This window comes from Bacteroides propionicifaciens DSM 19291 = JCM 14649 (assembly GCF_000375405.1).
GTDB lineage: Bacteria > Bacteroidota > Bacteroidia > Bacteroidales > Bacteroidaceae > Bacteroides_E > Bacteroides_E propionicifaciens.
The window spans coordinates 93,055-118,658 of sequence record NZ_AQWS01000001.1; the positions used below are offsets into that span (position 1 = coordinate 93,055).

At 40.6% G+C, this 25,604-nt stretch carries 16 protein-coding genes and 1 pseudogene; 2 read left to right on the forward strand and 15 right to left on the reverse strand.

Annotated elements, in window-relative coordinates; genetic code table 11:
- Window positions 1-179 precede the first annotated feature (179 nt).
- The 13 genes from B091_RS0100255 to istA all read right to left on the reverse strand — a co-directional run bounded on the left by B091_RS0100255 (window position 180) and on the right by istA (window position 21,313).
- Window positions 180-1,925, reverse strand: a complete 1,746-nt coding sequence (locus B091_RS0100255; RefSeq protein ID WP_018107991.1) for a sodium:solute symporter — start codon at window positions 1,923-1,925, stop codon at window positions 180-182.
- 21 nt (window positions 1,926-1,946) lie between these two features.
- Complete coding sequence (locus tag B091_RS0100260) at window positions 1,947-3,614, reverse strand: ribulokinase (RefSeq protein WP_018107992.1); 1,668 nt, start codon at window positions 3,612-3,614, stop codon at window positions 1,947-1,949.
- 28 nt (window positions 3,615-3,642) lie between these two features.
- A complete protein-coding gene (gene araA, locus B091_RS0100265; RefSeq protein WP_081605800.1) occupies window positions 3,643-5,145 on the reverse strand; it encodes an L-arabinose isomerase in 1,503 nt (500 codons plus the stop codon).
- 43 nt (window positions 5,146-5,188) lie between these two features.
- On the reverse strand, window positions 5,189-5,878 hold the full coding sequence (locus B091_RS0100270) for an L-ribulose-5-phosphate 4-epimerase (RefSeq protein ID WP_018107994.1): 690 nt from the start codon (window positions 5,876-5,878) through the stop codon (window positions 5,189-5,191).
- Window positions 5,879-5,905: 27 nt separating this feature from the next.
- Window positions 5,906-7,039: an aldose epimerase family protein gene (locus tag B091_RS0100275; protein ID WP_018107995.1), complete on the reverse strand. Its 1,134-nt coding sequence runs from the start codon at window positions 7,037-7,039 to the stop codon at window positions 5,906-5,908.
- A gap of 188 nt (window positions 7,040-7,227) precedes the next feature.
- On the reverse strand, window positions 7,228-7,920 hold the full coding sequence (locus tag B091_RS0100280; protein WP_018107996.1) for an NUDIX hydrolase: 693 nt from the start codon (window positions 7,918-7,920) through the stop codon (window positions 7,228-7,230).
- Window positions 7,921-8,135: 215 nt separating this feature from the next.
- On the reverse strand, window positions 8,136-10,049 hold the full coding sequence (locus tag B091_RS0100285) for an alpha-L-arabinofuranosidase C-terminal domain-containing protein (protein WP_018107997.1): 1,914 nt from the start codon (window positions 10,047-10,049) through the stop codon (window positions 8,136-8,138).
- Window positions 10,050-10,145: 96 nt separating this feature from the next.
- Window positions 10,146-11,684, reverse strand: a complete 1,539-nt coding sequence (locus B091_RS0100290) for an alpha-N-arabinofuranosidase (protein ID WP_018107998.1) — start codon at window positions 11,682-11,684, stop codon at window positions 10,146-10,148.
- Between the two features lie 15 nt (window positions 11,685-11,699).
- Window positions 11,700-14,303, reverse strand: coding sequence for an alpha-L-arabinofuranosidase C-terminal domain-containing protein (locus tag B091_RS0100295; protein ID WP_018107999.1), 2,604 nt, complete (start codon window positions 14,301-14,303; stop codon window positions 11,700-11,702).
- A 43-nt stretch (window positions 14,304-14,346) separates the two neighbouring features.
- On the reverse strand, window positions 14,347-16,731 hold the full coding sequence (locus B091_RS0100300; RefSeq protein WP_025069310.1) for a glycoside hydrolase family 127 protein: 2,385 nt from the start codon (window positions 16,729-16,731) through the stop codon (window positions 14,347-14,349).
- Window positions 16,732-16,737: 6 nt separating this feature from the next.
- Window positions 16,738-18,687, reverse strand: a complete 1,950-nt coding sequence (locus tag B091_RS0100305) for a glycoside hydrolase family 97 protein (protein WP_025069311.1) — start codon at window positions 18,685-18,687, stop codon at window positions 16,738-16,740.
- A 258-nt stretch (window positions 18,688-18,945) separates the two neighbouring features.
- Window positions 18,946-19,716 carry an IS21-like element helper ATPase IstB gene (gene istB, locus B091_RS0100310; RefSeq protein ID WP_018108002.1) on the reverse strand — a complete coding sequence of 257 codons (771 nt, stop codon included), beginning with the start codon at window positions 19,714-19,716 and terminating at the stop codon, window positions 18,946-18,948.
- Window positions 19,717-19,732: 16 nt separating this feature from the next.
- Window positions 19,733-21,313: an IS21 family transposase gene (istA, locus tag B091_RS0100315; RefSeq protein WP_018108003.1), complete on the reverse strand. Its 1,581-nt coding sequence runs from the start codon at window positions 21,311-21,313 to the stop codon at window positions 19,733-19,735.
- 598 nt (window positions 21,314-21,911) lie between these two features.
- Between istA and B091_RS0100325 the strand changes: the two genes are divergently transcribed.
- Window positions 21,912-22,577, forward strand: a complete 666-nt coding sequence (locus B091_RS0100325) for a GNAT family N-acetyltransferase (protein WP_018108005.1) — start codon at window positions 21,912-21,914, stop codon at window positions 22,575-22,577.
- A 409-nt stretch (window positions 22,578-22,986) separates the two neighbouring features.
- Window positions 22,987-23,397, forward strand: a complete 411-nt coding sequence (locus B091_RS0100330; RefSeq protein WP_018108006.1) for a Fur family transcriptional regulator — start codon at window positions 22,987-22,989, stop codon at window positions 23,395-23,397.
- Between the two features lie 49 nt (window positions 23,398-23,446).
- Here B091_RS0100330 and B091_RS0100335 read toward each other — a convergent pair whose 3' ends face one another.
- Together B091_RS0100335 and B091_RS11570 are read right to left on the reverse strand one after the other, a co-directional pair.
- Window positions 23,447-23,905 carry a DUF4625 domain-containing protein gene (locus B091_RS0100335; protein ID WP_026166269.1) on the reverse strand — a complete coding sequence of 153 codons (459 nt, stop codon included), beginning with the start codon at window positions 23,903-23,905 and terminating at the stop codon, window positions 23,447-23,449.
- 532 nt (window positions 23,906-24,437) lie between these two features.
- Window positions 24,438-25,442 (reverse strand): annotated as a pseudogene (locus B091_RS11570) (phage integrase SAM-like domain-containing protein).
- Window positions 25,443-25,604 lie beyond the last annotated feature (162 nt).

The following is a 25,604-nucleotide window of genomic DNA, read 5'->3' on the forward strand; positions in this document are numbered from 1 at the left end:
TGTTTAGTTTATTAAGTTTTGTCTTTCTAGCCTTTGCCAAAAGACTGAATTCTAATAGTATATTTAGACATAGGATGAGCCTATCGACAAGTTTGTAGCCGATTAACTGACATTAGAATCAGGTAGTCAACTACAACCTGTCAATTAAGTTTTTGATGAATCTTATATCTAGAGAAATATTACCAGAAGTAGAAATAGAATAGTGCGCAAAAGAGTACTACACCTAGCGATGCAATAACATCCCATTTGGTCCAGCTCTTTCTGATTTGTTCTTTATAATCTGCCGTAAAGGTGATAGCTTCAACTTGTTGAGCAGTTGGTTTTGCCGTAAATAAGGATACCACAACCATCAACAACATGATGAATACCAGTAGCCATATTTCGAATATCAGCCAGTTGGTTTGCCAAAACCAAGAGCTATACTCCCAATACCAACCCGTCATCACATCTTTGCCCGTATTGGTAAAAATGTTTGTCAACAGGCGCAACATCCCAATGATGAAACCTACAATCATACCCGCTTCTCCAGCCTTAGGCGTAATTCTTTTGGAAAAAATACCTAGTGCAAAAACTGCAACCATAGCAGGTGCAAGCAACGATTGAATGCCTTGCAAGTAGTCGTACAAACTACCCAAGCTCATCATTATCGGAATCCACACAATACCCAATACCACCACTACCACAGTAGCCAAACGCCCTACCAATACATAAGTGCTTTCGCTCTTATCCTTGAATTTAGGTTTATAAAAATCTTCTGTAAATAGGGTAGCGCACGAGTTGAAGAAAGCCGCCAACGATGCCACCAATGCCGAGATGAAACCAATAGTAACAATTCCTTTTATACCAGCTGGCAACACAAATTTCACCATTGCCCCAAAAGCTGTATCAGGATTCTCTAACGAAAAACCACTATCGGGACGAGCAGCCAATGCGGCAGCCACCATGCCAGGAATGAGAAACATGAACACAGGCAACAGCTTGAAATACCCTGCTGCAATACTGCCTCGTCTAGCACGTTTCATTACCACCTCATTAGACTCTCCTCTTTGCTGCCCAAGTACACGTTGCACAATGTGCTGATCTGTACACCAATACCAAAAGCCAATAATGGCAGCTCCTATAAATACCCAAAAACCAGGATAATCATCGTAAAGAGGGTCGCCCGTCTCGAAGTGGAACATATGATTTGTTCCGTATGCTACACCATCTTCGCCCACATTCAGCGTTCGGGCATAGTCCATCATAGCAGTCCATCCTTCGCCAATGCTTCCATTCCCAAGTACATTCAATCCTAAGAATAATACGAGGAACGAGCCAGCTATCAAGATAGGTGTTTGTATGGCCGACAAAGTCATCACTCCTTTCATTCCGCCCAAAACAGTAAATACTCCCGTCAGAACAATCAGTCCAATAGCTCCGTACCAAAATGGTAGCCCCAAAAGACTCTCCATAAATATACCTCCTGTAAATGCCGTAACACTCACCTTAGTAAGCACATAAGCTATCAGCGTGATAATAGAAAGCCAAGAACCCGTTGCGGGTGTATAGCGATATTTTAGGAAATCGGGCATCGTGATAATTTTGCCCATCTTGTTGTTCATCAATTGATAGAAGGGTACAAATAGCCATCCCAATATCAATATCATCCAACCTTGCATTTCCCAGTGCGCCATGCCCACACCAGCTTTGGCACCTGTGCCAGCTAGCCCTACCAAGTGCTCCGAGCCAATGTTGGCAGCAAATATTGCCGCCCCAATAATGTACCATGGTTCGCCCTTGCCAAAGAGGTAGTCTTCGCTACTTGCTCCTTGTTGCAAACGTTTGTCCTTTTGTATCGATCGCCATACAGCCCAACTTATTGCCAATATTCCTACTACAATAATGACCCAGTCGATCCACAAAAATTCGTGTGAATTCCAATTCATAGTATTTTATTTAAGGGTTTATCAAGAGAAGAAAGTTTCTTCCGTAAAACCTCCAAGTGTTTTATAGTCTTGATATACTTTCATGTATGCCTCGTGATTTTCTTTGATAGGGTAGTACTCCATTGCAAAGCCTTGCCCCATTTTGGTTTGCGCAGTTGCAATATCTTGATGCGCACCCGCTGCCACCGCTGCAAACATAGCTGCACCAAGTGCGCAAGCTTGCTCCGATTTTGCCACCTTGATAGGCATATTCAGCACATCAGCCAAAGTTTGCATTACCAATGGCGATTTCAGCGGAATGCCTCCAATACCAATCACCGTTTCTATCTCTATCCCATTTTCCAAAAAGCGGTCTACAATAGCCTTAGAGCCAAATGCCGTAGCCTCTACCAATGCCTTGAAAATAAGCGGAGCATCGCTCGCCAGATTCAATCCTGTGATAGTTCCTTTTACCAATTGACTTGCATCAGGAGTTCGTCGTCCGTTCATCCAATCTATTGCTAGAACGGTGCTATCCTCTACTTTTATTTTAGAAGCCTCTTCAGAAAGTGCTGGAATAATTTGGTCTAATGCCTCTTCCACCAATTTTGCTTTTGTGGCATCATCTATCAATGTAGATTTGGCAACAATATTTTCTATTGGCCATGCCACCACCGACTTGAACCATGCGTAAATATCTCCAAAACCTGATTGACCAGCCTCCAAGCCTACCATCCCAGGAAGTACCGAACCGTCTACTTGTCCGCAAATGCCTGGTACAAGTTTGTTCTTCATTTTTTCGTACGATGCCACCATGATGTCGCAAGTAGAAGTGCCGATAACACGCACAAAAGTTTTTGCACCTATCTCTACACCCACCGCTCCCATATGACAATCGAAAGCACCTACGCCTACTGCCACATTGGTAGACAAGCCTAATCTCTGCGCCCACTCGGCAGTTAGGTTGCCCACTTTGGCATCGCTCGTATATGTTTTTTCGAACAAATGACTTCTAAAGCCTTTGAGGTGTGGACTAATAGCCTCTAGGAAACTATCAGGAGGTAGTCCTCCCCATTCCTCTAGCCACATAGCCTTGTGTCCTGCCGAACATCTACTACGAATCATTTCTTCGGGTTTGGTAATATCGGTCAGCAATGCAGGCATCCAATCGCAATGCTCTACCCAACTGTAGGCTGCATCGCGGATAGACTCATCCACATTGAGCACGTGAGCCATCTTTGCCCATACCCACTCACTCGAATATATTCCTCCAACATGACTTGTATAATCTATTTCCGATTTTGCTGCCAACTCGTTGATGCGAGCCGCCTCGGCAATAGAGGTGTGGTCTTTCCACAACACAAACATAGCATTGGGGTTTTCGGTAAATTCGGGGCGAAGTGCTAATGGCAATCCATCCTTGTCGATGAGCACAGGTGTAGAGCCTGTGGTATCGAAAGAAATGCCTACTACATTTTCGGCAGTGCCTTTTGGCGATAGACTCAATGCTTCTTTCACCGATTCTTCTAGTGCTTCCACATAGTCGAGAGGGTGTTGTCTATATTGATTTTTGTGGGGAATGCAATATTCTTGTTTCGCCCATCTCTTATAATATTTTACCGAAGATGCTACTTCTTTTCCTGTTTCTACCTCGACTACCAAGGCTCTGCACGAGTCAGAGCCATAGTCGAGTCCTATTGTGTATTTCATAGTTTACTCTTGTTTTTTATTATAAAACTTAGCGGAATGCTTTGTTTAGCATATAGTACACTTCATTGTTTCGCAAGTCTTGACGGAATTGGCGAATAGTAGTGTCTTTGTCTATTATTAGCATTTCTATATCTGCTATTTCTGCATAGTCCTCTAGCATTTCGGTAGTGATAGAAAAAGAAAAGCTAGAGTGGTGCGTACCACCTGCCAGAATCCATGCACCTGCCCCAATTTCTAGGTTTGGCATAGGTTTCCAAAGGGCGCAAGCCACAGGTAGTTTTGGTAGAGCTTTAGTTTCTTCCACTTTCACCTCGTTCACTATCATACGGAAGCGGTTGCCCATATCCACAATGGTAGCTGCCACACCTTCTCCCTTATGCGCTTGGAATACAAGACGAGCGCAAACTCCAGCATCGCCAATGCCTAGGAAATGTACTTCGATACGAGGTTTATTTCCTGTAATATCTGGATTGATTTCTAGCATATGCGATTGCAGAATCGTGCTATTCTCTCCGTCAAAGTTGAGTGTATAATCCTCTAGGAACGATTGTCCACCTGGTAGTCCTTGTCCCATTACCCACATGGTGCGCACAAGTGCCGCTGTTTTCCAATCTCCCTCTGCTCCAAAGCCATAACCCTCAGCCATCAAGCGTTGCGAGGCAAAGCCCATCAATTGTTTCATGCCCTCAAGCTCGTTGAAACTGGTAGTAAATGCTTTAGCTCCTTTGTCTTCTAAGAAACGGCGTAGCCCTATTTCTTGAGCTGCTGCCTCACGTACCGATTGGTGTTTTTCTGCTCCTTTTTTGCAGTCGTCTGCAAATTCATATACTTTCTCGTATTTAGCAATTTTAGCATCTATTTCTGCCTCTGTTACTGCCTCTACAAATGGCACAAGGTCGGCAATAGGTGCATTGTCAACGTGATAGCCAAGGCGGATTTCTGCCTCCACTTTGTCTCCGTCTGTTACCGCCACATTGTTCATATTATCACCAAAACGGATGATAAGCATATCTTGCGAATCTGCCCATCCTGCGCATACACGCATCCAAGCAGCTATTTTGTTTTGCGTATTTTCATCTTTCCAATATCCTACTACCACCTTGCGAGGTTTGCGCAAACGGCTAGTGATGTGACCAAACTCACGGTCGCCATGCGCCGATTGGTTGAGGTTCATGAAGTCCATGTCGATTTCGCTCCACGGAATTTCTTTGTTGAATTGTGTGTGTAGATGTAGCAATGGTTTTTTGTAATCCATCAAACCATGAATCCACATTTTGGCAGGCGAGAAAGTGTGCATCCAAGTAATCATACCTGCGCATTTGGTGTCGCCATTGGCAGCACGCATTATCTCCGAAATTTCTTTCGATGAGTTTGCTGTTCCTTTATATACCACCTTGATAGGGAGAATGCCCGAGTCGTTCAATCCTTTTACCATTTCAGTAGAATGAGCGTCTACTGCTACCACTGCGTCGCCACCATATAGAAGTTGAGCGCCAGTTACAAACCAAATTTCTAAGTCTTTATAAGTCATGATATTCATTATTTAAGTTGTTAGTTATATTTTAATAAATAAATTATTTTTGTCCATAATAGCTATTAGGCCCGTGCTTGCGCGAAAAGTGTTTCTCTATCAAGTGTTTGTTCATTCCACTCTTCGGATTCACACTCATGGAGATAGCCGCCATTTTGGCTATTTGCTCCAATACTACCGAGTTGTGGATGGCATCGAAAGCGTCTTTTCCCCACGTAAAAGGGCCATGATTGTTGACTATCACTCCTGGTGTATAGTCAGGATTCATTTCTCTAAAAGTTTCTATAATCACATTGCCCGTTTCCAATTCGTAGGCATTGCCCATTATTTCGTCTTGAGTCATAGCGCGTGTGCAGGGTATTGCCTCTTTGAAATAGTCGGAATGTGTGGTTCCAATATTCGGAATGTCTCGTCCTGCTTGTGCCCATGCTGTGGCATAGGTGGAGTGGGTGTGCACTACACCGCCAATATTTGGAAATGCCTTGTAAAGAGCAAGGTGAGTTGGAGTATCTGATGATGGCTTTAGTTTGCCATCCACAATTTTGCCGTCTAGGTCTATGATAACCATATCGTTGGCAGTCATGGTGTCGTATGATACTCCTGAGGGTTTTATGACAACTAATCCTTGCGAGCGGCAGATGGCGCTCACATTCCCCCAAGTAAAGATGACAAGTCCGTGTTTTACTAACTCTATATTTGCCCTGAATACATCTTCTTTCAATTCTTGTAACATGTCTTTTATTTTAAGTATGTGTTGAATTTATTTCGCTACCGAAAATTTGTAAATACATGTTTGAGTATATACCTCTCCAGGGTTGACACGAGTGGTCGGGAAGTTGGGCTGATTGGGTGTATCAGGAAATTTCTGTACCTCCAAAGCTATGGCTCCACGATGGTGCAATGGTTTGTTGTATTTGCCCATTACCTCGCCCGTGAAAAAGTTGCCCGTATATATTTGCACCCCTGGTTGGTCTGTCAATACTTCCATCACACGTCCGCTTTGTGGCTCATATACAGTGGCTATGAGTTCCACTTTGTTTTCTTCTGTTTTGTCTACTACCCAGTTGTGGTCGTATCCTTTACCTTTGTTTAGTTGAACGTTATCCTCATCAATGCGTTTGCCAATGAGAGTTGCCATTCTGAAATCGAAAGGAGTGCCCTCTACTGATGCTATTTCGCCCGTAGGAATCAACACGCTGTCCACAGGTGTGATATGGCTTGCATTGATGGTGAGCATATGATCCAATATGTCGCCATTGCCAGCCCCCTTCAAGTTAAATTGCGAGTGATTAGTCAGATTGATATGTGTTGGCTTGTCGGTCGTAGATTTATAGTTGATAACGAACTCGTTGTTCATATTCAATTCGTAGGTCATCACAGTTTTCACAGTTCCAGGAAAACCCTCTTCGCCATCGGGCGAGGTGTACGACATTTGGATACTATTGTCCGATACCTTGTCCACAGTCCATACCTGATCGTCAAAGCCTTGTGGTCCTCCGTGCAAGGTGTTCCCGTTATCATTGGCAGGAAGTTGATATTCTACACCATCTAGTTCAAATTTTGCATTTGCAATACGATTTCCATAACGTCCAATTACAGGCCCTAGATACCTTTCGCCTTGATGATTGATGTAGTTGTCGATGCTTTCGAAACCAAACACCACGTCTTCGTATTTGCCATCCTTGTCGGGAACCCATAACGAAACTATGCGTCCGCCATAATTGGTAACTTGCATGGTGAGTCCATTGCCCGAGTGCAGCGTGTAGAGCGAAACTTGCTTGCCCGCAATATTAGTTTCAAAGGCTTCTGCTTTGAACAATGGCAGTTCTTCTTTTACCGAGGTGGTGCATGAAAAAAGAAAACACAGAAGGATAGAATATAGACTGATTTTCATAATGCTTGATTTAGATTTTTTGAATATGGTTTCATATAAGTGTCGATGTTACACTTATGCAATATTAGCAATAAGTGTCAATATTTACACTTATTAATGTGTGTTGTAAAACATGTTTTGAATTATTGTATAAAAAAACGAGAGATAGACTGTTGCCTACCCCTCGTTGATGCTTGGTTCTTAATGTTTTATAGTGAGAAATAATAGCCCTTGTTTAGTAGACTATCATACTTCTCTTTGTTGAACTTGTAGTAAAAAGCTCCTTTTCTGGAGCTCGACATATCTTTGTCTTCTTGTTTTTCTAGAATATCCATTTCTAGAATTTTTTTTCTAAAGTTGCGTTTATCCAATGTCGTATCGTAAATGGCTTCGTAGAGCATTTGCAATTGCGGCAATGTGAATTTTTCGGGCAGCAAGTTAAACCCTAAGGGTTGCGATGCAGCCTTTTTGCGTAGAATGGTAATGGTGTCTACTAGCATTCTGTTGTGGTCGAAAACAAGATTTTCTACCTTGTCCAATTCTATCCAATAGGCGTTGTGCTTTTTGCATAGTTCGTCGTTAAACAGCTCTAGGTCTATCAAGGCATAGTATGCCACTGAAATAACTCGTTCACCCTCATCCCTGCTCACATCTCCGTAGATGCCCACTTGCTCCAGATACACGTCTTCGATGTCGGTATATTCATAGACCACGCGCGATACTGTTTCCGATAGGCTTTCGTTGGGTTGTAGGAATCCACCCATTAGCGAATCTTTTCCTTTGAGTGGTTCAAACTTTCGTTTCGAAATCAGGAGATATATTTTAGCATCTTTAAATCCAAGGATTATACAGTCTACTGCTACATAAAACTTCGACTGTTCTTTATAAAATGAAGGAGTCATTTGGTAAAATTTATATTAATTCTAATTTGCACCCTATAAGTGCACATTCTACATTTATTTTACTGAATACAAATATATCGTATAATTTAACATTTAAAGCGACAAAGAGAAATTTCTTGTTGCATCCATGTCTGTCTATATATTGCATCATTCAGCGTACTTGTGTAAGAAATTTAAGTATGGAGGTTTTTTACTGCCTCCATACTTCATCTATCTTATTCAGTAATTTTATATACACCAAAAGAATTTGCTTGAGCTGCAATGGCAACCACATTTCCGTTCAATGTAGCAGTCGTTTTTTGAGGAACAACCGCATTCTTGTTTTCAAGTGTATTAACAGCCCCCGCATTCATGTTTTGCATCAGGGTGCATTCGCCAATAGTTAGTGTTTGGTTTTTGCGCAAACCTGTAATGGTGAGGTTGATAGCTTTGCTTTCCTTTGTCGTATTCACTACTTTTACGATATAGCACTTTTCGTTTTTGTCATATACTGCCGATGCGTATAGTCCCTCTTGCCCTGTGATGGCTTGTTTGTTCCAAGTCAGATTCAGCACATTTGTTCCCGTATTTTTAGCATATAGCTGTTGCACATAGTAGTTAGGCGTTTTTACCACCGATAGATTGTCGAACCAAATCATATCGGGTTTCCATTGCCAAGCATCCACGTGCGCAAATAGAGGTGCATAGGTGCACATATGCACAATATCAGCATTTCGCTCTAACCCCGTCATGAAAGCAGCTTCGCACAATGCCGACAAAAAGTTGTTGTCTTTGCCCGATGCATGATCGTGACAAGCATATTCTCCAGCAAATACGGCAGGTCCTTTGCGATCGTAATTGTCGTAGCGAGTTGCACTCTTCAAGAACCACTCTGGAGTTTGATAATAATGTTCGTCTACCAAATCCACTTTCAGGCGTTTCATCTCAGGCCACAAGTAGTCAAATTCTTTGCCATCTGCCGATGGTCCCGAGCTTCCAATTAGTTTTATTTCAGGATGTTTGGCGCGTATTGCTTTAGAGAATGCCGCAAGACGCTCTACATATTCTTCGCCCCATTGCTCGTTTCCGATGCCCAAGAATTTCATTTCGAAGGATGCAGGATGCCCCATTTCGGCACGTAGTTTTCCCCATTTTGTATCTGTGCTGCCATTGGCAAATTCTATGAGATCTAGTGCATCTTGAATATAGTCATCCAGCTCTCCCACAGGTTGATGCGCCACACAGCACTCGTTTTGATATTGACAAGCCAAACCTACATTGACTACTGGCAATGGCTCGGCACCTATATCTTCCGAAAGTAGAAAATACTCGTAAAATCCTAGTCCATAGGTTTGATAATAGTCAGGGAAAAAACGATGTGTAAACGTATAGTGCCAACGGTTTTCGTTGAGTGGACGATTTTCTACAGCTCCCACACTTTTTTTCCAATCGTAGCGTGTGTCAAGGTCAGTTCCTTCTACAATGCACCCTCCAGGAAAGCGGAATACACCAGGCTGCAAGTCGGCAAGAGCTTGTGCCAAGTCTTTGCGCAAACCACCGTTTCTGCCTTTCCATGTATCCACAGGAAATAGCGAAACGTGCTCTATATATACTTCTCCTTGCGAGGCTAAGAAAATGCGTAGTCGTCCATTCTTGTCAGTTGTTTTGGGCGAAATTTCTAATTCATATTTTTTCCATTCCTTGCTTTTTACTTCCAAGTCTTTGCTCCCAATCACTTCATTGTGCGAGTCTATCAAGTTTATGCGAAGTTTTTGTGGAGCATCGCTCTCACTTTTTGCCCATACCGAAAAGCGATATTGCTCTCCTTTTTTGAAGCCCATTCCTCTAAAACCCTCATTCTCTATTCCCGTATGTTTATGATTGTGTCCACTCGTAGACAGTTTCAGATAGGTAGGATTGTTTGGAAATAGCGGATTGCTTTTCAGCACCTCCACATTGCCAAAGGTATTCCAGCCCATCAGATTTTGAGGAAAATCGAACGATCTATTTTTTACCAATTCGGCATACAAACCACCATCGGCACCAAAGTTTATATCCTCAAAAAACAAGCCATACATTGTAGATTGCACAGGTGCACCTATCTTCTTGGCATCTAGCGTAAACTGAGCAGTCTGTTGTGCATTTAGCATCCCACCACAGAGGAGGAATGCTAAAAGACCATAGATTTTAAATTTTCTCATAATTGTCATATTATTTTTTATTCTTTCTTAATTCTTCTCTTCTCATTATTGTACCTCCAATGCCAAAATAGACTTGGCAGGAATGGTTAGTTCTAATTTCCCATTTCTTATTTTTGCATCCTTAAATACTTCTGGTTTCACCAAGTTGGGTTGCTCAAAAGTATTGTGATCTGTAATGTTCTTTGAGGTCAAAATACGTCCATTCACATTTTTTGCTTTAGGGTTGGGTAGGTCGATTACAATTTTGCGATCCGTCTCCAAATCTATATTCGTGAGCGTAAGATTTACAGCATCTCCCTTTTGCGAAACAGATGCACTCACAGTGTTGATATTGCGCCCTCTGATTTCTCTAGTATCCGATGTCAAATCTATTGGAATATGCGTAGCATCTTGATGTGCTTTGTACATCTCAAAAACGTGATAGGTGGGCGTCAATGTCATTTTATCATCCTTGGTCAGTACCATAGATTGCAGTACATTAGCCAATTGTGCAATATTTGCCATCTGAATGCGGTCGCCATATTTATTGAAAATATTGAGCGAAAGTGCCGCCACAAAAGCATCACGCATCGAGTTTTGCTGATAGAGATGCCCGCGAATAGTGCCAGGTTCTTCGTTGAACCAAGTTCCCCATTCATCCACCATTAGCCCTATTCTTTTGTCCTTGTCATACTTGTCCATAATGTCCATATGCTTTGTCAGCACCTCTTCTATTTCCAAGCATTTGCCAATAATCCAATAGTATTCATCATTCGTAAAATCTATTGCCGAGCCTTTTTTGCCTTCACCCCATTCCGTAATGGTGTAATAATGCACCGATAAACCGCTCATTCTATGACCTATGTTTTTCATCAGCACCTCTGTCCAGTTGTAGTCGTAGTCAGATGCACCGCTCGCTATCTTGAACAGACGATTGTCGTCATAGTCTCTGCAATAGGTCGAATAGCGTCTATAAAGATCGGCATAGTATTCGGGACGCATATTTCCTCCGCAGCCCCAACTCTCGTTGCCCACTCCAAAGAATTTTACATCCCAAGCCTTATCTCTTCCATTGCTTCGGCGCAGGTTTGCCATGGGGCTATCTCCATCCGAAGTCATGTATTCTACCCATTTTGCCATTTCTTCTACCGAGCCACTACCCACGTTTCCGCTGATGTAGGGTTCGCAATCTAGAATTTCGCACAAGTTGAGAAACTCATGTGTGCCAAAGCTATTGTCCTCAATAGTTCCACCCCAATTGTTGTTCACCATTTTGGGGCGACTTTCTTTTGCGCCTATGCCATCCATCCAATGATATTCGTCGGCAAAGCATCCACCAGGCCATCTCAGATTGGGAATTTGAAGTTTTTTGAGTGCCTCCAATACATCTTTTCTATATCCTTTTTCGTTGGGGATGCTAGAGTTTTCGCCCACCCATAGTCCTCCGTAGATGCACGTGCCTAGATGTTCGGCAAAATGTCCGTAGATGTGTTTGCTTATTTTTTGATTCGCTTGTTGCGGATAGGTCTTAATCGTTACTTCGCCCTGAGCCGATGCAAAAAGCGTACTGAAGGCAAGTAAACTGCTAATAAAATATTTTTTCATAAAACTAGATATTGGTTATTTCGAAAATCTGATGAGTGTAAATGAATAGGCTGGCAACTCCAAATTGTTCAACTCTGCCACATTTACTTTGCTGTGAGTAGGCATTGCCTTTTTGTCGTCAGTTTTTCCTGTTAATATTATTTTGCTTGCTTGTAGAGTATCTATGCCCAATTTTTTTGTGTCTAGTGCAAGAGCTACTTCTGTGGGTAGCAGATTTACTAGTTTGACTATCACATCGTTTGTCCTACTGTCTTTCACTACCGAACAAGCAATACGTTTGCTCACCTTACTATCGTTAGTATCGACTTCTATGTTCGAAAAAATGTATTCATCTCCCGCATGTTCTCCAAAAAGCTTTTGAATTTCGTAGCCCACTGTTGGCTTCACTTCCGTATTGTTGAAGTAAATCAAATCGGGATTCCATTGCGTGTGACCTTCCTTTGCCAATAGTGGAGCATAAGATGTCATGTGCACTACATCGCCATTTCGCTCGCACGAGATGAGGTGCAAAGCCTCTGCCAGAGCTGTCTCCAAATTGTTTGGTCTGCCAGGTAGATGCGCAGCATATTCGCCCAAATAGACTTTAGACTTGTTGCGATCGTATCTATCATAAAAATCTTGATTGTAGATGTACCATGCTGGCGGCTGATAATAATGTTCGTCTAGTATCGGAATCTCTTGTTCGCTTGCAAATGCCCATCCACGCTCATAGTCAGAGCCTTCGGAGAATGGACCAGCCGTTCCTATTACTGTTACGTCAGGATGTTTTTCTTTGACAGCATCAAATATCATTTTGAAACGTTCTTCAAATACTTCCGAAATCAAGTCCTCGTTTCCTATCCCAATATATTTTAGGTTGAATGGTTTGGGGTGTCCAGCATCGGCTCTCATTTTTGCCCACTTGCTAGTTTTAGGATTCCCATTTGCCCATTCTATGAGGTCTAGCACATCTTGAATATAAGCTCCCATTTCTTCCATTGGTATTCCACCTTGCTGTCCTCCAATTGCACAACCATGGTGCGCCGAGTTTTGGCAAGGTACGCCAGCGGCTACAATAGGCACAGGTTCGGCTTGAATATCTTCACAGAATTGGAAATATTCGTAATAGCCCAAACCAGCCGATTGATGGTAGCCCCACAAGTTGCGTTGAGGTTTGCGAGCCTCCAATTCTCCCACCGTGTTTTTCCAATTATAGATGTTGTTTATGCCATCGCCATGTGCTACACAGCCACCAGGGAAACGTACGAAACGAGGTTTCATGTCGGCAAGCACTTGTGCCAAATCTTCACGCAAGCCATTTTTATGTCCTTTGAATGTTTTTTGTGGAAAAAGAGAAATCATGTCCAAAGCTAGTTTGCCTTCCGATTGTGGCACAACTTCGAGACGAGCTTTTGCAACAGTTTGCTTAGATGTGATGACTGCTTGATATTTTTTCCAGTCGCCCCCAATAGATTTGATTTGAGTCTCTCCACATACATTTCCATTTTCATCTATCAATCTCACTTTCAGCGCCGATGATTTTCCGTCCACCACTTTTGCAAATAGTGAGAAATCATATTTTTCGTTTGCCTTGAGGGCAATGCCATCAAAGCCTTCGTTTTGCAAGGCTGCCCCCACCTTGTTGATGGTGAGTAGTGCATAGTGCGGATTGTTTGCATGAATAGGGGTTGCCGTCTCTATGTTGAAGGTAGCGTCGTTACCTTTTAGTGCCCAAGCCTTGTAGCTATTCCAATTTTGGTCGCCTTCTCTATCCGATAGTTGATATTCAAAACCTCTATTTTGCACCAGTTCGGCATAGATTCCTCCATCGGCAGCATAGTTGATATCTTCGAAGAAAATACCCATCAGCATATCGCTAATTTCTTTTGTCTGATGCGGGTCTATTGTCAGCTTTGCATTCAAGGGTTTGAGCCCTGCAAAACGACTTGCATCCTCCTTTGTGGTTTCTGCAAATAGTTGGTTGCGATAGTTGGTTAGGTTTACTTTTTTCTCCAAGCCTTCTAGCACTTCCCATGCCACTTGATGGATAGTACCTTGTTGTATTGTATTACCAATTTTAATGTTTTGGCGCAGATTTTTGCGTTCACTTTTAGCAAGGTTTTTACTTGTGCCAAAGGTCTTGAAATCTTTGGTCGTACTAGCATAAAAAGTAGTGTCGCTGCCCGTTGCACTAGCCCACGAAATGGTGTAGCCATTGCTTTGTGGAACAATCTCGGTCAATAGACAATTTTTGCCATCCGATAGAATGGGGTAGGCTTGGGGTTGCCAATCTACCAAGTTTTTAGAGGAGGCATAGGCAATGGCTCCGTCTTGTTTGTTGAGTGTCCATACTGCATGCCAAGTGCCGTCTTGCGATTGGTGAATGAAGGGGTGAAACATTCTTTTTTGAGAGCCCCATCGCCCATAGTCGCTTCGTAGAAAAATGAATCCATCGCCCACGGGATGCCACACCTTTTGGTCGCTACTCCATGCAAATTGAATGCCTCCGTGCCCTTCCTTATTGTCTGTGTTGTAGGCAAATAGATATGCCTGATTAGGGGTGGGAGGGGGTGGTGTACTCCACGATTTTACTCCGATGCATAGTAATGCAAATAGGATGATTAATTTATGCTTTTTCATGATTTAAAGTTTTGTTCTATAATGATTTATATTTTTACTTAGTCTATTGATTTAGCAGGCGCACCTCTGTTATTTTGTTCGTCATATCACCTTGTTTGGTAGGTGTAAATTTGATGATTAAACGCTGTTTGCCTTTTTCGCTTTGTGGGATATTGATGTACATGGTTTGCAAATCATCGCCTTTATCTCCCTTCATATTTTGATTGAAAACTTCGATGTCGTTGATGGTGATTCGTAGATTTCGATGGTGGTCTTTGTCAAAATAAGCGACGTAGAGTTGTTTCGCATCTTTGTTCTCATTTTTCAGTTGGTAGCTAAAATATCCTTTGCATTCTCTCCAACTGATGCCATCCACAGAACCCGTCCACGAGTCGTCGAATTGAATAAAATGATCCGATTCGGGTTGTTGCTCTCCACAAGTTAGGCGGTCTATTGTTCTATTATTCAGAGCCTCGCGCTCTTTCTCCTCTTGTTCTATTTTCGTCTGAATTTCCTTTACACTTTGCGTAGTGGCTTGCGCCCAATAAATGATATAACGAGCATCGTGCAAGGTATAGAACGGAATGAGCTCTAGCCCTCCCTCATATTTTTGCGGAAAGAGATTTGTTAAACTAAAAGTAAGTGGCTTGTTAGCAACAGGTTTCAACTGATTTGTAAGTTCATTGACTTCGGATACAATGATGGGCATTTCGTTCAACGACAGTTGTTTGCCATGTGCAATATGTCCACCTCGGCTATCGTCAGCAAAGAGCCCTTTCAGGTCTTCAGTACCTGTTTTGGCTGCTAGAACAATGGGTCCATAACGAAACGAGAAGTAGTTAGAATTGTCGGGCAATTGTTCTGTGGTGATGCGCATTGGCATTTCCATAGTCACTTTATCGCCTTTTTTCCACTTGCGATTGATGCTTACATAACTTGCTGGATTCTGTGAAACTGCAAGAGGCTTTCCATTGATACTAATTTTTAACGCACCTTTTTCTACCCACGATGGATAGCGTAGTTTTAAGGTGAAGTCTGTATTCTTTTGTGGCTCAATGGTCAATTCTGTTTTAGCCTCATTCGGAAAATTATTTTGTTGAATAACTTTCACCTCCTTTTCTTTCCATTGCAAGGTGGAGGGAATGAAGAGGTTGACATACAATTCGTTTTCTGTATGTGCATAAATCATTTCGCCATATTTAGAGTGATTTTCGATGCCCGAACCTACACAGCACCACATACTTGTCTCTGGTTGCGAATAGACACGGTAGTGCCCTGGTCGCATTTGTGTAAAATAGACAAGCCCCCCAGTTTCGGGATGTTGCGACGACAGAATGTGATTGTATAATCCTCGTTCATAGTAGTCTATGTACTTTTCGTTGAGCGAGGTTTGGTACAACATTTTAGTCAGTCGGAGCATATTGTAAGTGTTGCAAGTTTCGGGTCCTTCGGTACTTTTTATCATACGCTCAAAGTTGTGAGATGGGTGAAAATGCTCGTTGGCACTATTGCCCCCAATACACACCGAACGATGTTCTACCACCGTTTCCCAAAAGAACTGAGCCGCATTAGCCCAATTATTATCTCCCGAAATATCAGCAATACGTTTATAACCCAATACCTTAGGTATTTGAGTATTTGCGTGCATTCCTGTCAATTTATCTTCACCTTCTAACAATGGATTGAGTATTACGAGATGCGAAAAACGTTTGGCAAGTTGGATATATTTTTCGTCGCCACTAATGGCTGCCACATCTGCAAAGGTTTCGTTTAGCCCTCCATATTCGCTTCGTAGCATATCTTGCATTTGCTCGTCGCTTAGATTTTGGGTGAGGTCAATCATCCAATCTGTAAGTTCGAGGAGCATCGTTTTTGCTAATTCGCTATCTGCATATAAATAAGCATCTCTGAGCCCTGCATAGGTTTTGTGAATATTATAGAGCGGAACCCATTTGCCATTGAGCGCAAAGCCACTAGCCTTGATATTGCCTTGAGCTATCTGGCTCCACATGGTTTTGCTATCGGGCACACCACCAATATATCCGTTGCCGTTGGTGTCTTGTATACGCTTCATTTCGTGGAGCATATAGTCTAATCGTTCTTTTATCTGCGTATCGGCTGTGGATGCGTACATCAACGACAATGCCGATAGATAATGCCCACCAATGTGTCCATCCAATCCCGTATTTTCCCAATTGGTATACGATTTTGCTTTGGGAGCCAGCCCCGCCTCTCGCACAAATGGGGCAAGAAGGCGGTCTGCATCTAGGGCTAGCAAATATTGCTTGTTCAGTTGTTGAGCATGCTTGAACGGACTGGCAAGTAGGGTAACATCTTTCAGATGAAAGGTCTCTATCTGCTTAGTTGTTTGAGCATACATTCCCGTAGAAACAAGCAGATATGCTGCTGCAATGGAAAATATATTTTTGAAGTGTGAAACTAAATTCATAGCCAATTAATTTGTAATAATTACTGCTCCCTCCGATTGTATTTCTATTGTCAATTCTCCTTTTTTATTGAGGCTCTTAGTTTCCAATTGTGGCGAACGATCTTTTTTGTCCGAATACATTTGCAGTTTGCTTGTGTTGTTGAACATGGGCAAATTGATGGTGATTTTTTTAGCATTTTTTTCTGCATTTATGGCTGCCACATACCACTTGTCTTGATGACGACGAGCCAGCACTACATATTTGCCAGGATAGCCATCAATCAAAACTGTCTCGTTCCATGTTGTAGGCACGTTTTTCATAAAGTCGATTACCAAGTTGTCGCAGTCCGTGAGGTTGTTGGGTGCTATTGCAAACATTTGCACAGGGCTTTGGAAGAGAACAGCAGTAGCTAGTTGAAAGATGTCTGTTGTTTTTCTTATTTGCCCTCCATCATTTGTTCTGTTATGACGCTTGTTGAGTAGCACAGGACCAAATTCCATAGAGGCAACGCTGTTGCGAATGAAGGGATGCAGCGTAGCATTATATGCCTCAGCATCGTTTGCATCTTGCGAAAAAATGAGATTCTCAGATGCCAACACAGCCTCGCTGCCCACAAAGTTGGGATACATACGCTCCCATCCACGAGGTAGGGTGCAACCATGAAAAATAACCATAATGCCATAGTCGTTGGCATCGGACAATATGTCTTCGTAGAGTTTCATGGTTTCTTGTTTGTCTCCTCCAAAGAAGTCTACTTTTATTCCTTTGATGCCATGTTCTTTCAGCCATTTCATTTCAGCCTTGCGAGCCACCGATGTGTGCATACATTGTTTTGCACCTTGTGGAGCATCATTCCAGTAACCATTAGAGTTGTACCATAGAAACACATCTACTCCTTTCGATTGTGCATATTTGAATAACGAGGGCATACGCTCACGTCCAATTTGCTTATCCCACAACCCATCAATCAATACATATTCATAACCTAAGTCTGCTGCGAGATTGATATATGCCACTTGGTCGTCATAGTTCAAACTATGGTCTTGCCACATTATCCAGCTCCATGTAGAACGTCCAAACTTGTAATCAGTCGAAGGTTTGTACAAAGGCTCTACTACATCAAAAGGAATAGTGGTTTCTACTATTGGTTTCAAGTTGTCTGCTACCGTAATTGTTCTCCATGGTGTTTCGCCAGGTAGTGCTATTGCAGGGTTTGCCATGCCCATGCCATTGTTTTCTCCCGCCTCGGGGAAAGCCACGGTGTATAATCCGTCTTTTGTGCCTTCGCTTAGTTTAGATGCACAGTATAAGCTGCTTACGCCCGTTTCTGAAACGAGTGCCCAGCCATTGTCTCCCACATGGAATAGTCCTGGGAAGGTGTAGCCCACGCCATATTTTGATGGTGTGCCAAGTGCCTCATCAGGAATATACTCTTCCTCGTAGCTAGGCTTGGTTTGTTTCCAGCCTATCATTGGTGTGGCTTGCGGTGTGAGGAAAGTGGTGGTGAAATCGGGAAACTTAAACCCTGTCATCTCTTTTTGGATAATGCAACGAGCCGTTTCTCCATTTTGTGCCAAGGTATATTTCAATGCAATGTCGTTGTTGCTGACACGCATTACAAGGCTCATCTTTTCTTTTTTTGGTGTTTCGTAATTCAGAATCACCTCATTTGCTAGATAGTGAACCTCAGTTTGTTTTATACGATTTTGAGAATAGTGTTTATCTATTACCGATTCTTTGGTGTCTATTAGTTTTAGGTTTTTACTAAAATCGCTCACACTAGTCACCATGCCCAGAGGCGAGTCTTCTAGTATAGCTTTCTCTTTGTAAAAGACATTGTACTTGATTTCGCCAGCGGTATTTAAACTGATATTTACTTTCAGATTTTTGTCTGGACTTGCTATCAACGTGTTTTTTGCTTGCAAGTGTAGCAAACAGAAAAGGGATAGTGCAAAAAGGGATAGTGCTTTTCTCATTTCAAGATTATATTAAATTAGATTATTATTTCGTGTTCTCAGTATAAGTGTTTCAATTACACTTGCAAGATATTTAATTAAGTGTAATATTGTACACTTATAAATGTGTTGTAAAACATATTTGTTTTTATCTCGTTTGTTATGAGGCTGTTATCTCCTATCTTAAAGAGTGGGGGTGTATATGATAATTGAAAAAGGGTCCACTTTCTACTTGAAAAGTATACCATTTAGGAAGGATTTTCAAAGAACGTAAAAGCGTTATTTAGTTAACTCTTTTGATAACATTTTTTCAGTTTCTTTAACACGATATGATTGTCCATTCATACTAATAAGATGTGCTTTGTGGGTCAACCTATCTACCATTGCAGCCACTAATACTTTGTCTTTTACGATTTCTCCCCACCTATCAAAAGCCAGATTTGTTGTGATGATTGTTGCTTTCTTTCCAGCTCTGAGCGACAGATGGTTAAATAGTAATTCTCCACCTTCTTTATCGCAACTTACATACCCAAATTCATCACAAATTACTAAATCGTAGCGTTGAAAACGTAGCTCCAACTGCCTCAAACTCTTCTGCGAGCGACATTCTCTAATTTGAGTTAGCAGGTGTGGAACAGAGGTGAAAAACACTGTGCAACCCTCCAAACAAGCTTTTATTCCTAACCCGATGGATAAATGTGTTTTTCCAGTTCCAGGATTTCCACAAAAGACGATGTTGCGTCCTTCCTTGATAAAATCTAAGGTTTCTAGCTCTGGTAGAACAAGTTGTCCCTCTTTAGGAAGTTCTTCTCTGACTAACTCTTGAAGATATTTGAGCTCAGGAAAACCAGCTCTTCGGATGCGTTGCTTGCGCTTATTTTCAGTCCTAAGGGCAACTTCTTTGCTTAGAAGCTGGCACAGAAGCGTTCTGTACGTCCAGTTCTGCTCTGTTCCAAGTGTAATAAAATCGTCGAGTTCATCTTTTATCACACTGATTTTTAACTCTTTGGCATAGTCTTTTATGCGTTCTTTTTCTGATAATTCTTCCATGTTTCTAGTCTTTAAATTAATGTTTGTAATTGTCCATCATACGAGATATAGAGGATAATATTTGAGGCGAACCATCCTCTATATCAATCGATTGCTCTTTGTTTGCTTTTGGATGTAACAGGTTCAAGACCTCGTCTTTGGGCTCTTTTAGGGCATGCATCATGGTTTTTATTTGATCTGCTGATACTTGGCTTATACCTCTAAATTCCAAGTCCTGATAAGCTGCTATAATATCTAAGCCTGTAAAGTTCTGATCCAAAGCATATTGTAGGAGCAATACAAAATCCTTTGGTTTGTCCTTAAACTGTTTGTCAAACAACTTTTGTATACCTTCAGGCATCTTCTGAAGAGCCAAGGAACTATGTACAGCTCCAGGCTTGCGCAATAAAGTATTTAGATAGTGTTCTAACTTTATGCTCCAACCAGCTGGATAATAGATGCGCTCGTGAACAGCTATCTTTTGATTTTGATAGAGCATAACGAGTTTTTCGGAGTAGATTTTCACATCCACAAGCTTACCCACCAAGGTGTCAGGAACGGAGTAGTGAGAGGCTTTCATGCAAATAGTTGACCACTTATCTACCTTGTAAGTCTCTAGCTCAAAGCACCCCATCTCATTATGATATGCTCTGAGAGCAGCCAACTCAGCCTCTAATTTAGATTTCTTGCCCACAGTAGAGGAGCTACCTTCTTCTGTGTTAATACGTTTACAAGTTGTAGACAGTTGGTTTCGAGCTTCTTCTAGACTGTCAAAACGTAGAAGAACACTAAAAGCTTTGCGACGAATATACTCTACGCTACGTTCTATATGCCCTTTTTCCCAACCTGCACGAGCATTACAGAAGCGATAATGACATTGATAGAAGTTACTTAAGCGAAGTAGAGCTTCGGTAGGCTTCTTTTCTGCACCTACAAACTCCTTGATAGCCACACGCATATTGTCATAAACCATCACGCTAGGAGCACCACCAACCTCTTTAAAAAAGTTGCGATGAGACTCCATAAAAGCTAGCGTATTTTGATGACGAAAAAGCCATGCATAACGACCATTGCTATGACTGAAGGTAAAAACAGCCATATAAAACCTCTGCTGTTTGCCTCTAATGTAAAGCTTGACCTCGCCCCAATCGAACTCACAGCTCTCACCAGGAGGATGATAGCCACGAATAAAAGCTTCTTTGGAGGATGGAAGAGTTTTATTTTTGACCTCTTTGATATATTTACAAACTCCAGAGTAACTTACCTTAAAACCCTTGGAAAGAGCAAGTTCATAAATATCGATACCTACCATACATTGCTTCCTGAGACCATTGGCTCGTTTACGAGCATTATCTTTAAGGCAACTGTCAATCAGCTCTTGCAGGGCTCCTGTAATCACTTTACGCTTACGCGAGGAGCTATCATAAGTAGGTTTACGAGTCAAGAGTGTCTCCAGAGAAGCTTCGGGATCAGCCGAAGAAAGAGATGCTTCATACTCACTAATAACCTTAGCTACAGTCTTACGATTAATTTCTAAAGTTCTGCCTATAGCTCGTTTACTATAGCCCAGAGTGCGATACATGTGTATTATTTGTTGTCGATCCACCATTGTAATCATTTTATCCTTTGTGTGTTTATAATCAAAGACACAAAGGAGTTTATAATGTTAGTAATTGTTAATAAGAATGACTGGTTTTAACTTACAGTGAAAAGAAAAACAAGTCAATCTTACCTCCTTAGGTGGTATACTTTTCGAGTAGATTAGTGGAGTACTTTTGGATTATTATTTACACTTCATTACTATATTCGCAAGACAATATATAATAGAAACATGAAAAATCATTTGACACATTCAATATTTTCGGAACCATGTCAGGATAGAGATCAATAACATCTCCCTTTTTAAAAATATGTCTCTTCCAATATAAAGAGATAATAGCTTGTCCTGATTGACATATAAGAATAGTATTTCCACAAACATTTAGTAGTCTTCCGGTATGATTTTTCATATCGGACACTCCAATTGCATAGGGTTTATTCTGAGTTATAATACTTGAATCAATCTTTAGCATATTCCTATTTTTACCACAAATGTGCTTATAAAAAGCGGTATTTTCAAGTTTTAGTTTCTAAAAGTACCTAATAATAACAAATTCTAACCTTATTCCAGTCCCCCCATAGTTTTAACTTTGTCTTATCTCAAATTTTAAGTAGATATGATGAAACAGCAGAAGACTACAGGTCTAATCATTTTAAGAAAAATACAAAGACATGATTATGTATTGCTGGAAAAAGACATCTGCAAAACATGGCATTTAACAGAGTCTTTTGGAGATAAAACGGCGATGTTGCTTTCAAAAGCCTACCTCAGCTATAATCTAATATATCAGACATTTAATCGAGTTGTAGTCGTAAATAAACAAACGGTGGGTATCATTGCCGGTAATAATAAACAAAAGCAGAAAGCTCACCTTAAATATGTGATACGATTATTTTTAGCTATATTACAATTATTACTTACAAAAGAGGGGCGCTCTGGATTAAAGAGTTTTTTCGAAATGAATAAAATATACAAAAAACTCATGAAAAATAGTGGGAGAAATTACGGCGGTAAACTTTCATTTTTCGTGATTAATCCAGCATATTGCGGTTTAGGATTGGGAAAGAAACTTTTTCAAAGCTTTATTCAGTATCTGGAAGAAGAAAAAGTTGAAACCTTCTATTTGTATACTGACACTTATTGTAATTATCAATTTTATGATAAACAAGGTATGCAAAAAAGGATCGAAGAAAAATGTGTGTTTTTCTTTGGCAATGATGAACTTAGAGAGAAATTTCTCATTACCTATTTCCTGTATGACTATAATTTTCAATGGAAATAATTAAATAGGATGTTTTATCTCTCCATATGATGCAGATAAAGATTTAAATATAACCTAATTAAAATTCTTTTTTTAGTTTTTCTGCTGTTATTATGGTATCTCCGAATTTATCAGGATGGGAAATACTGAACATTTTTCCATGTAATTGAGATAGCAAGTTCAAAAATTCCGTTATCCTATACGATTTTACGACAACTTTAGAGGGCAATGGGAGTACCTAATACGATACTACCATAAAACGGATTAACGATATTGATACACCCTCGGCATTCCTTTTCTTCTACCGAATTTGTAGGCAGGTTAATGGAATACTCATTCTGGAGTAACCCATTTTTCTACACAACACGATATTAAGTTCTATTATTCGTTGATAACCTTAACTTTTGCTATTTTTGCAAAAAGAAAAGATATGACAGCTGAACAGATTCTAAAGAAATATGGTATAAAGAAGACTGTTTGCAGAAAATGCATTCTGGACAAATTAATTGAGAGCGAAAATACAGCCTTGACCGAAAGCGAAATAACAGACGCTTTTGCCGATTTATTTGACCGTGTTACTTTTTATCGCTCATTAAAAACATTGGAAGAAAGTAAGGTTATACATCGTATCGTCCTTAACAACACGTCTGTAAAATATGCACTGAGTGAACATCTTGTTTTGGCAAAAGTACATCCACATTTCCATTGTACCATTTGTGACAAGGTTACCTGTCTGGATTCTTCTTTTTTAGATAAGGAGGTAGATTTTCCTGCCGGATATAAAGTTGAATCTGCCCAGATTCTATTAGAAGGAATTTGTGCTGATTGTCAGAAAAAATAATTCCGAGAGATTTTAAAACTCCCGGAATCATTTAAATACAATTCATCAATCAAGGTTTATCCTTAATTTTTATACTGACAGCTTTTAATTGTTGCCACCCTGATTTATCAGTAAGCCGTATCATAAAATGATAATCTCCGGTATCCACATCTGAGGGTATTGAAATATCGATATCAGCTTCAAAGGTCTTTTTCCCTGCTGGAATTGAGAAATCCTGATTGTAAACAAATGCTTTTACAGGTTTCTTTTTCGGTTCAAGATCGCATTCCACATCATCCGTGCTGTGCGAATGATGGTCGAAATTATTATGTATTTCGATATTATAGTTCCCCAATTCCTGGTTATCGATGAATACAGCTCTGAAAGGGAAGCTTTCACCCCGATACAAAATGATGCAGTTCTGAGGGAAAGCATCACTACCACTCATATCGATGGACGGCTTTTCTACATCCAGATTATCTTCATCGTCATTGCTACAGCCTAGTATTCTTTTTCTATTCCTTGGGATTTTATTGGTTCAAAAATAAAAAACAAGAAAGTAAGGCACATACATAGCTTATACATCGATCAATTATTCATTTATATAATGCCAAAGATATTATGACACTAATTTATTAAAATGTTTTTTTTGACTCAACCGACTAAAATGACGGATGAAACGTATGGGGGTGTGTTTGAATCGATTTAAGTAATAGATAATACTTAGATAAATATACCTAAGAAGTTGCCGGATGAGTTTTTTATTTTAACGTTTGTGAAGGATTCCAACAATAGGATATATTGATATGGCTTAATAAACAATTTAGATTAATAACCCCGGCCCAATGAATCCATTGTTCTTAAAGAGTTACAAATGGATATGCAACCTTATTTAAACAAATCAGAAGAAAAGAAATTAATATTAATTTGGAACAAGGCTAAAATTATTTTCTATCTTTACAAAAGATAAGTCGCTCTTTAATATAGTGCGGAAATTAAGCAGATCTAAGAACCAAGCTGGTTTCTAAATCGTTACCTATTGAAAAGTTGAGGGTGCATAATCAGTTGATTAATAGTCGATAATAGTTTTCTCTGTGTCTTCCGCAGTGGAAGGTGATATTCTTTGTAATTCCGGCAGTGAATGCCCATTTCTTCAATTCAAGAATAGTCCAAGCGCTATATTTGAAAGAACTGAAGACTCTGTCTGTTGGCTTTCCTCGTTCGCCCATATATTGAACAGCTTGTTCATTTATATCAAGGTACTCTTGAGCCTTAGTCTTTTTCTGACGGAATACGATACGAGTGAAGCCATCGAAGTCTTGAACCTCTGACCACAGTAGCTTTTCAATATCACTTTTACGTAGACCTGTAAGGCAAGAGAACAGGAATGCTCTTTTAAGCCAAGGATACATACAAGGAGTGGCAGTCAGACTTTTTATTTCTTCAACTGTCAGGTAAACACGTTCAACTTCCTCTTGCTTGAATCCTTCAACGCCTCGCATTGGGTTAAATTGAATAACTCCATCTTCAAAGGCTTTGTTAATACAGCATCTTAGCTTATTGAAATAGGAGAGCTTTGAATTTTGCGAAAGACCTTGAAATACACTCTTATCCTTTTTGTGCGTTACTTTATGACTATCCTTTTCTACTGTATTCAGGAAATCTTTGAATCCAAGAACCTATTCTTTGTTTATGTCTTTGAATGTTGTTTTTTCATCAGCATAGATTTCAAGGTATTTTAGACAGCTATGCCAGTTGCCCCAATTACCATCTGAATCAGGAGTCTTGTGTCTTTCTTCACACATGCTTCGATAGAATGATAAGAATGGGGTTTCTTCTGCATAGGGCTTTGGTAAGTCGTATTCAGTTCTAGAAAGTTCCAACTGTCTCTTTGAACGAATCGAAACAGCCAAATTATATGTCTGTCGGTTTTGTTCCTTGTCGGCAGGAGTTTTCTCTGGAATAAGGTACAGCTTCAGGAACTCGCGTGTACGCTTTCCATTGTAATAAATGTCTAGGAAGAGATGGACATTTCCATTGGCCAATTTCTTCTCACGGATTTTCACCGGTTCTTTTTTTGCACGTTTTTGTCACTACTCATGGTTGCAAACTTTTAATAGTTTATAATCTAAAATGGCCTGTTTTGTCACCGATAACCGGGTCTGGTGACAAACTGGTGACAAAATTACGCCCAAAAAGGTAAAACGCCAAAATTTTTAAGATAAAAT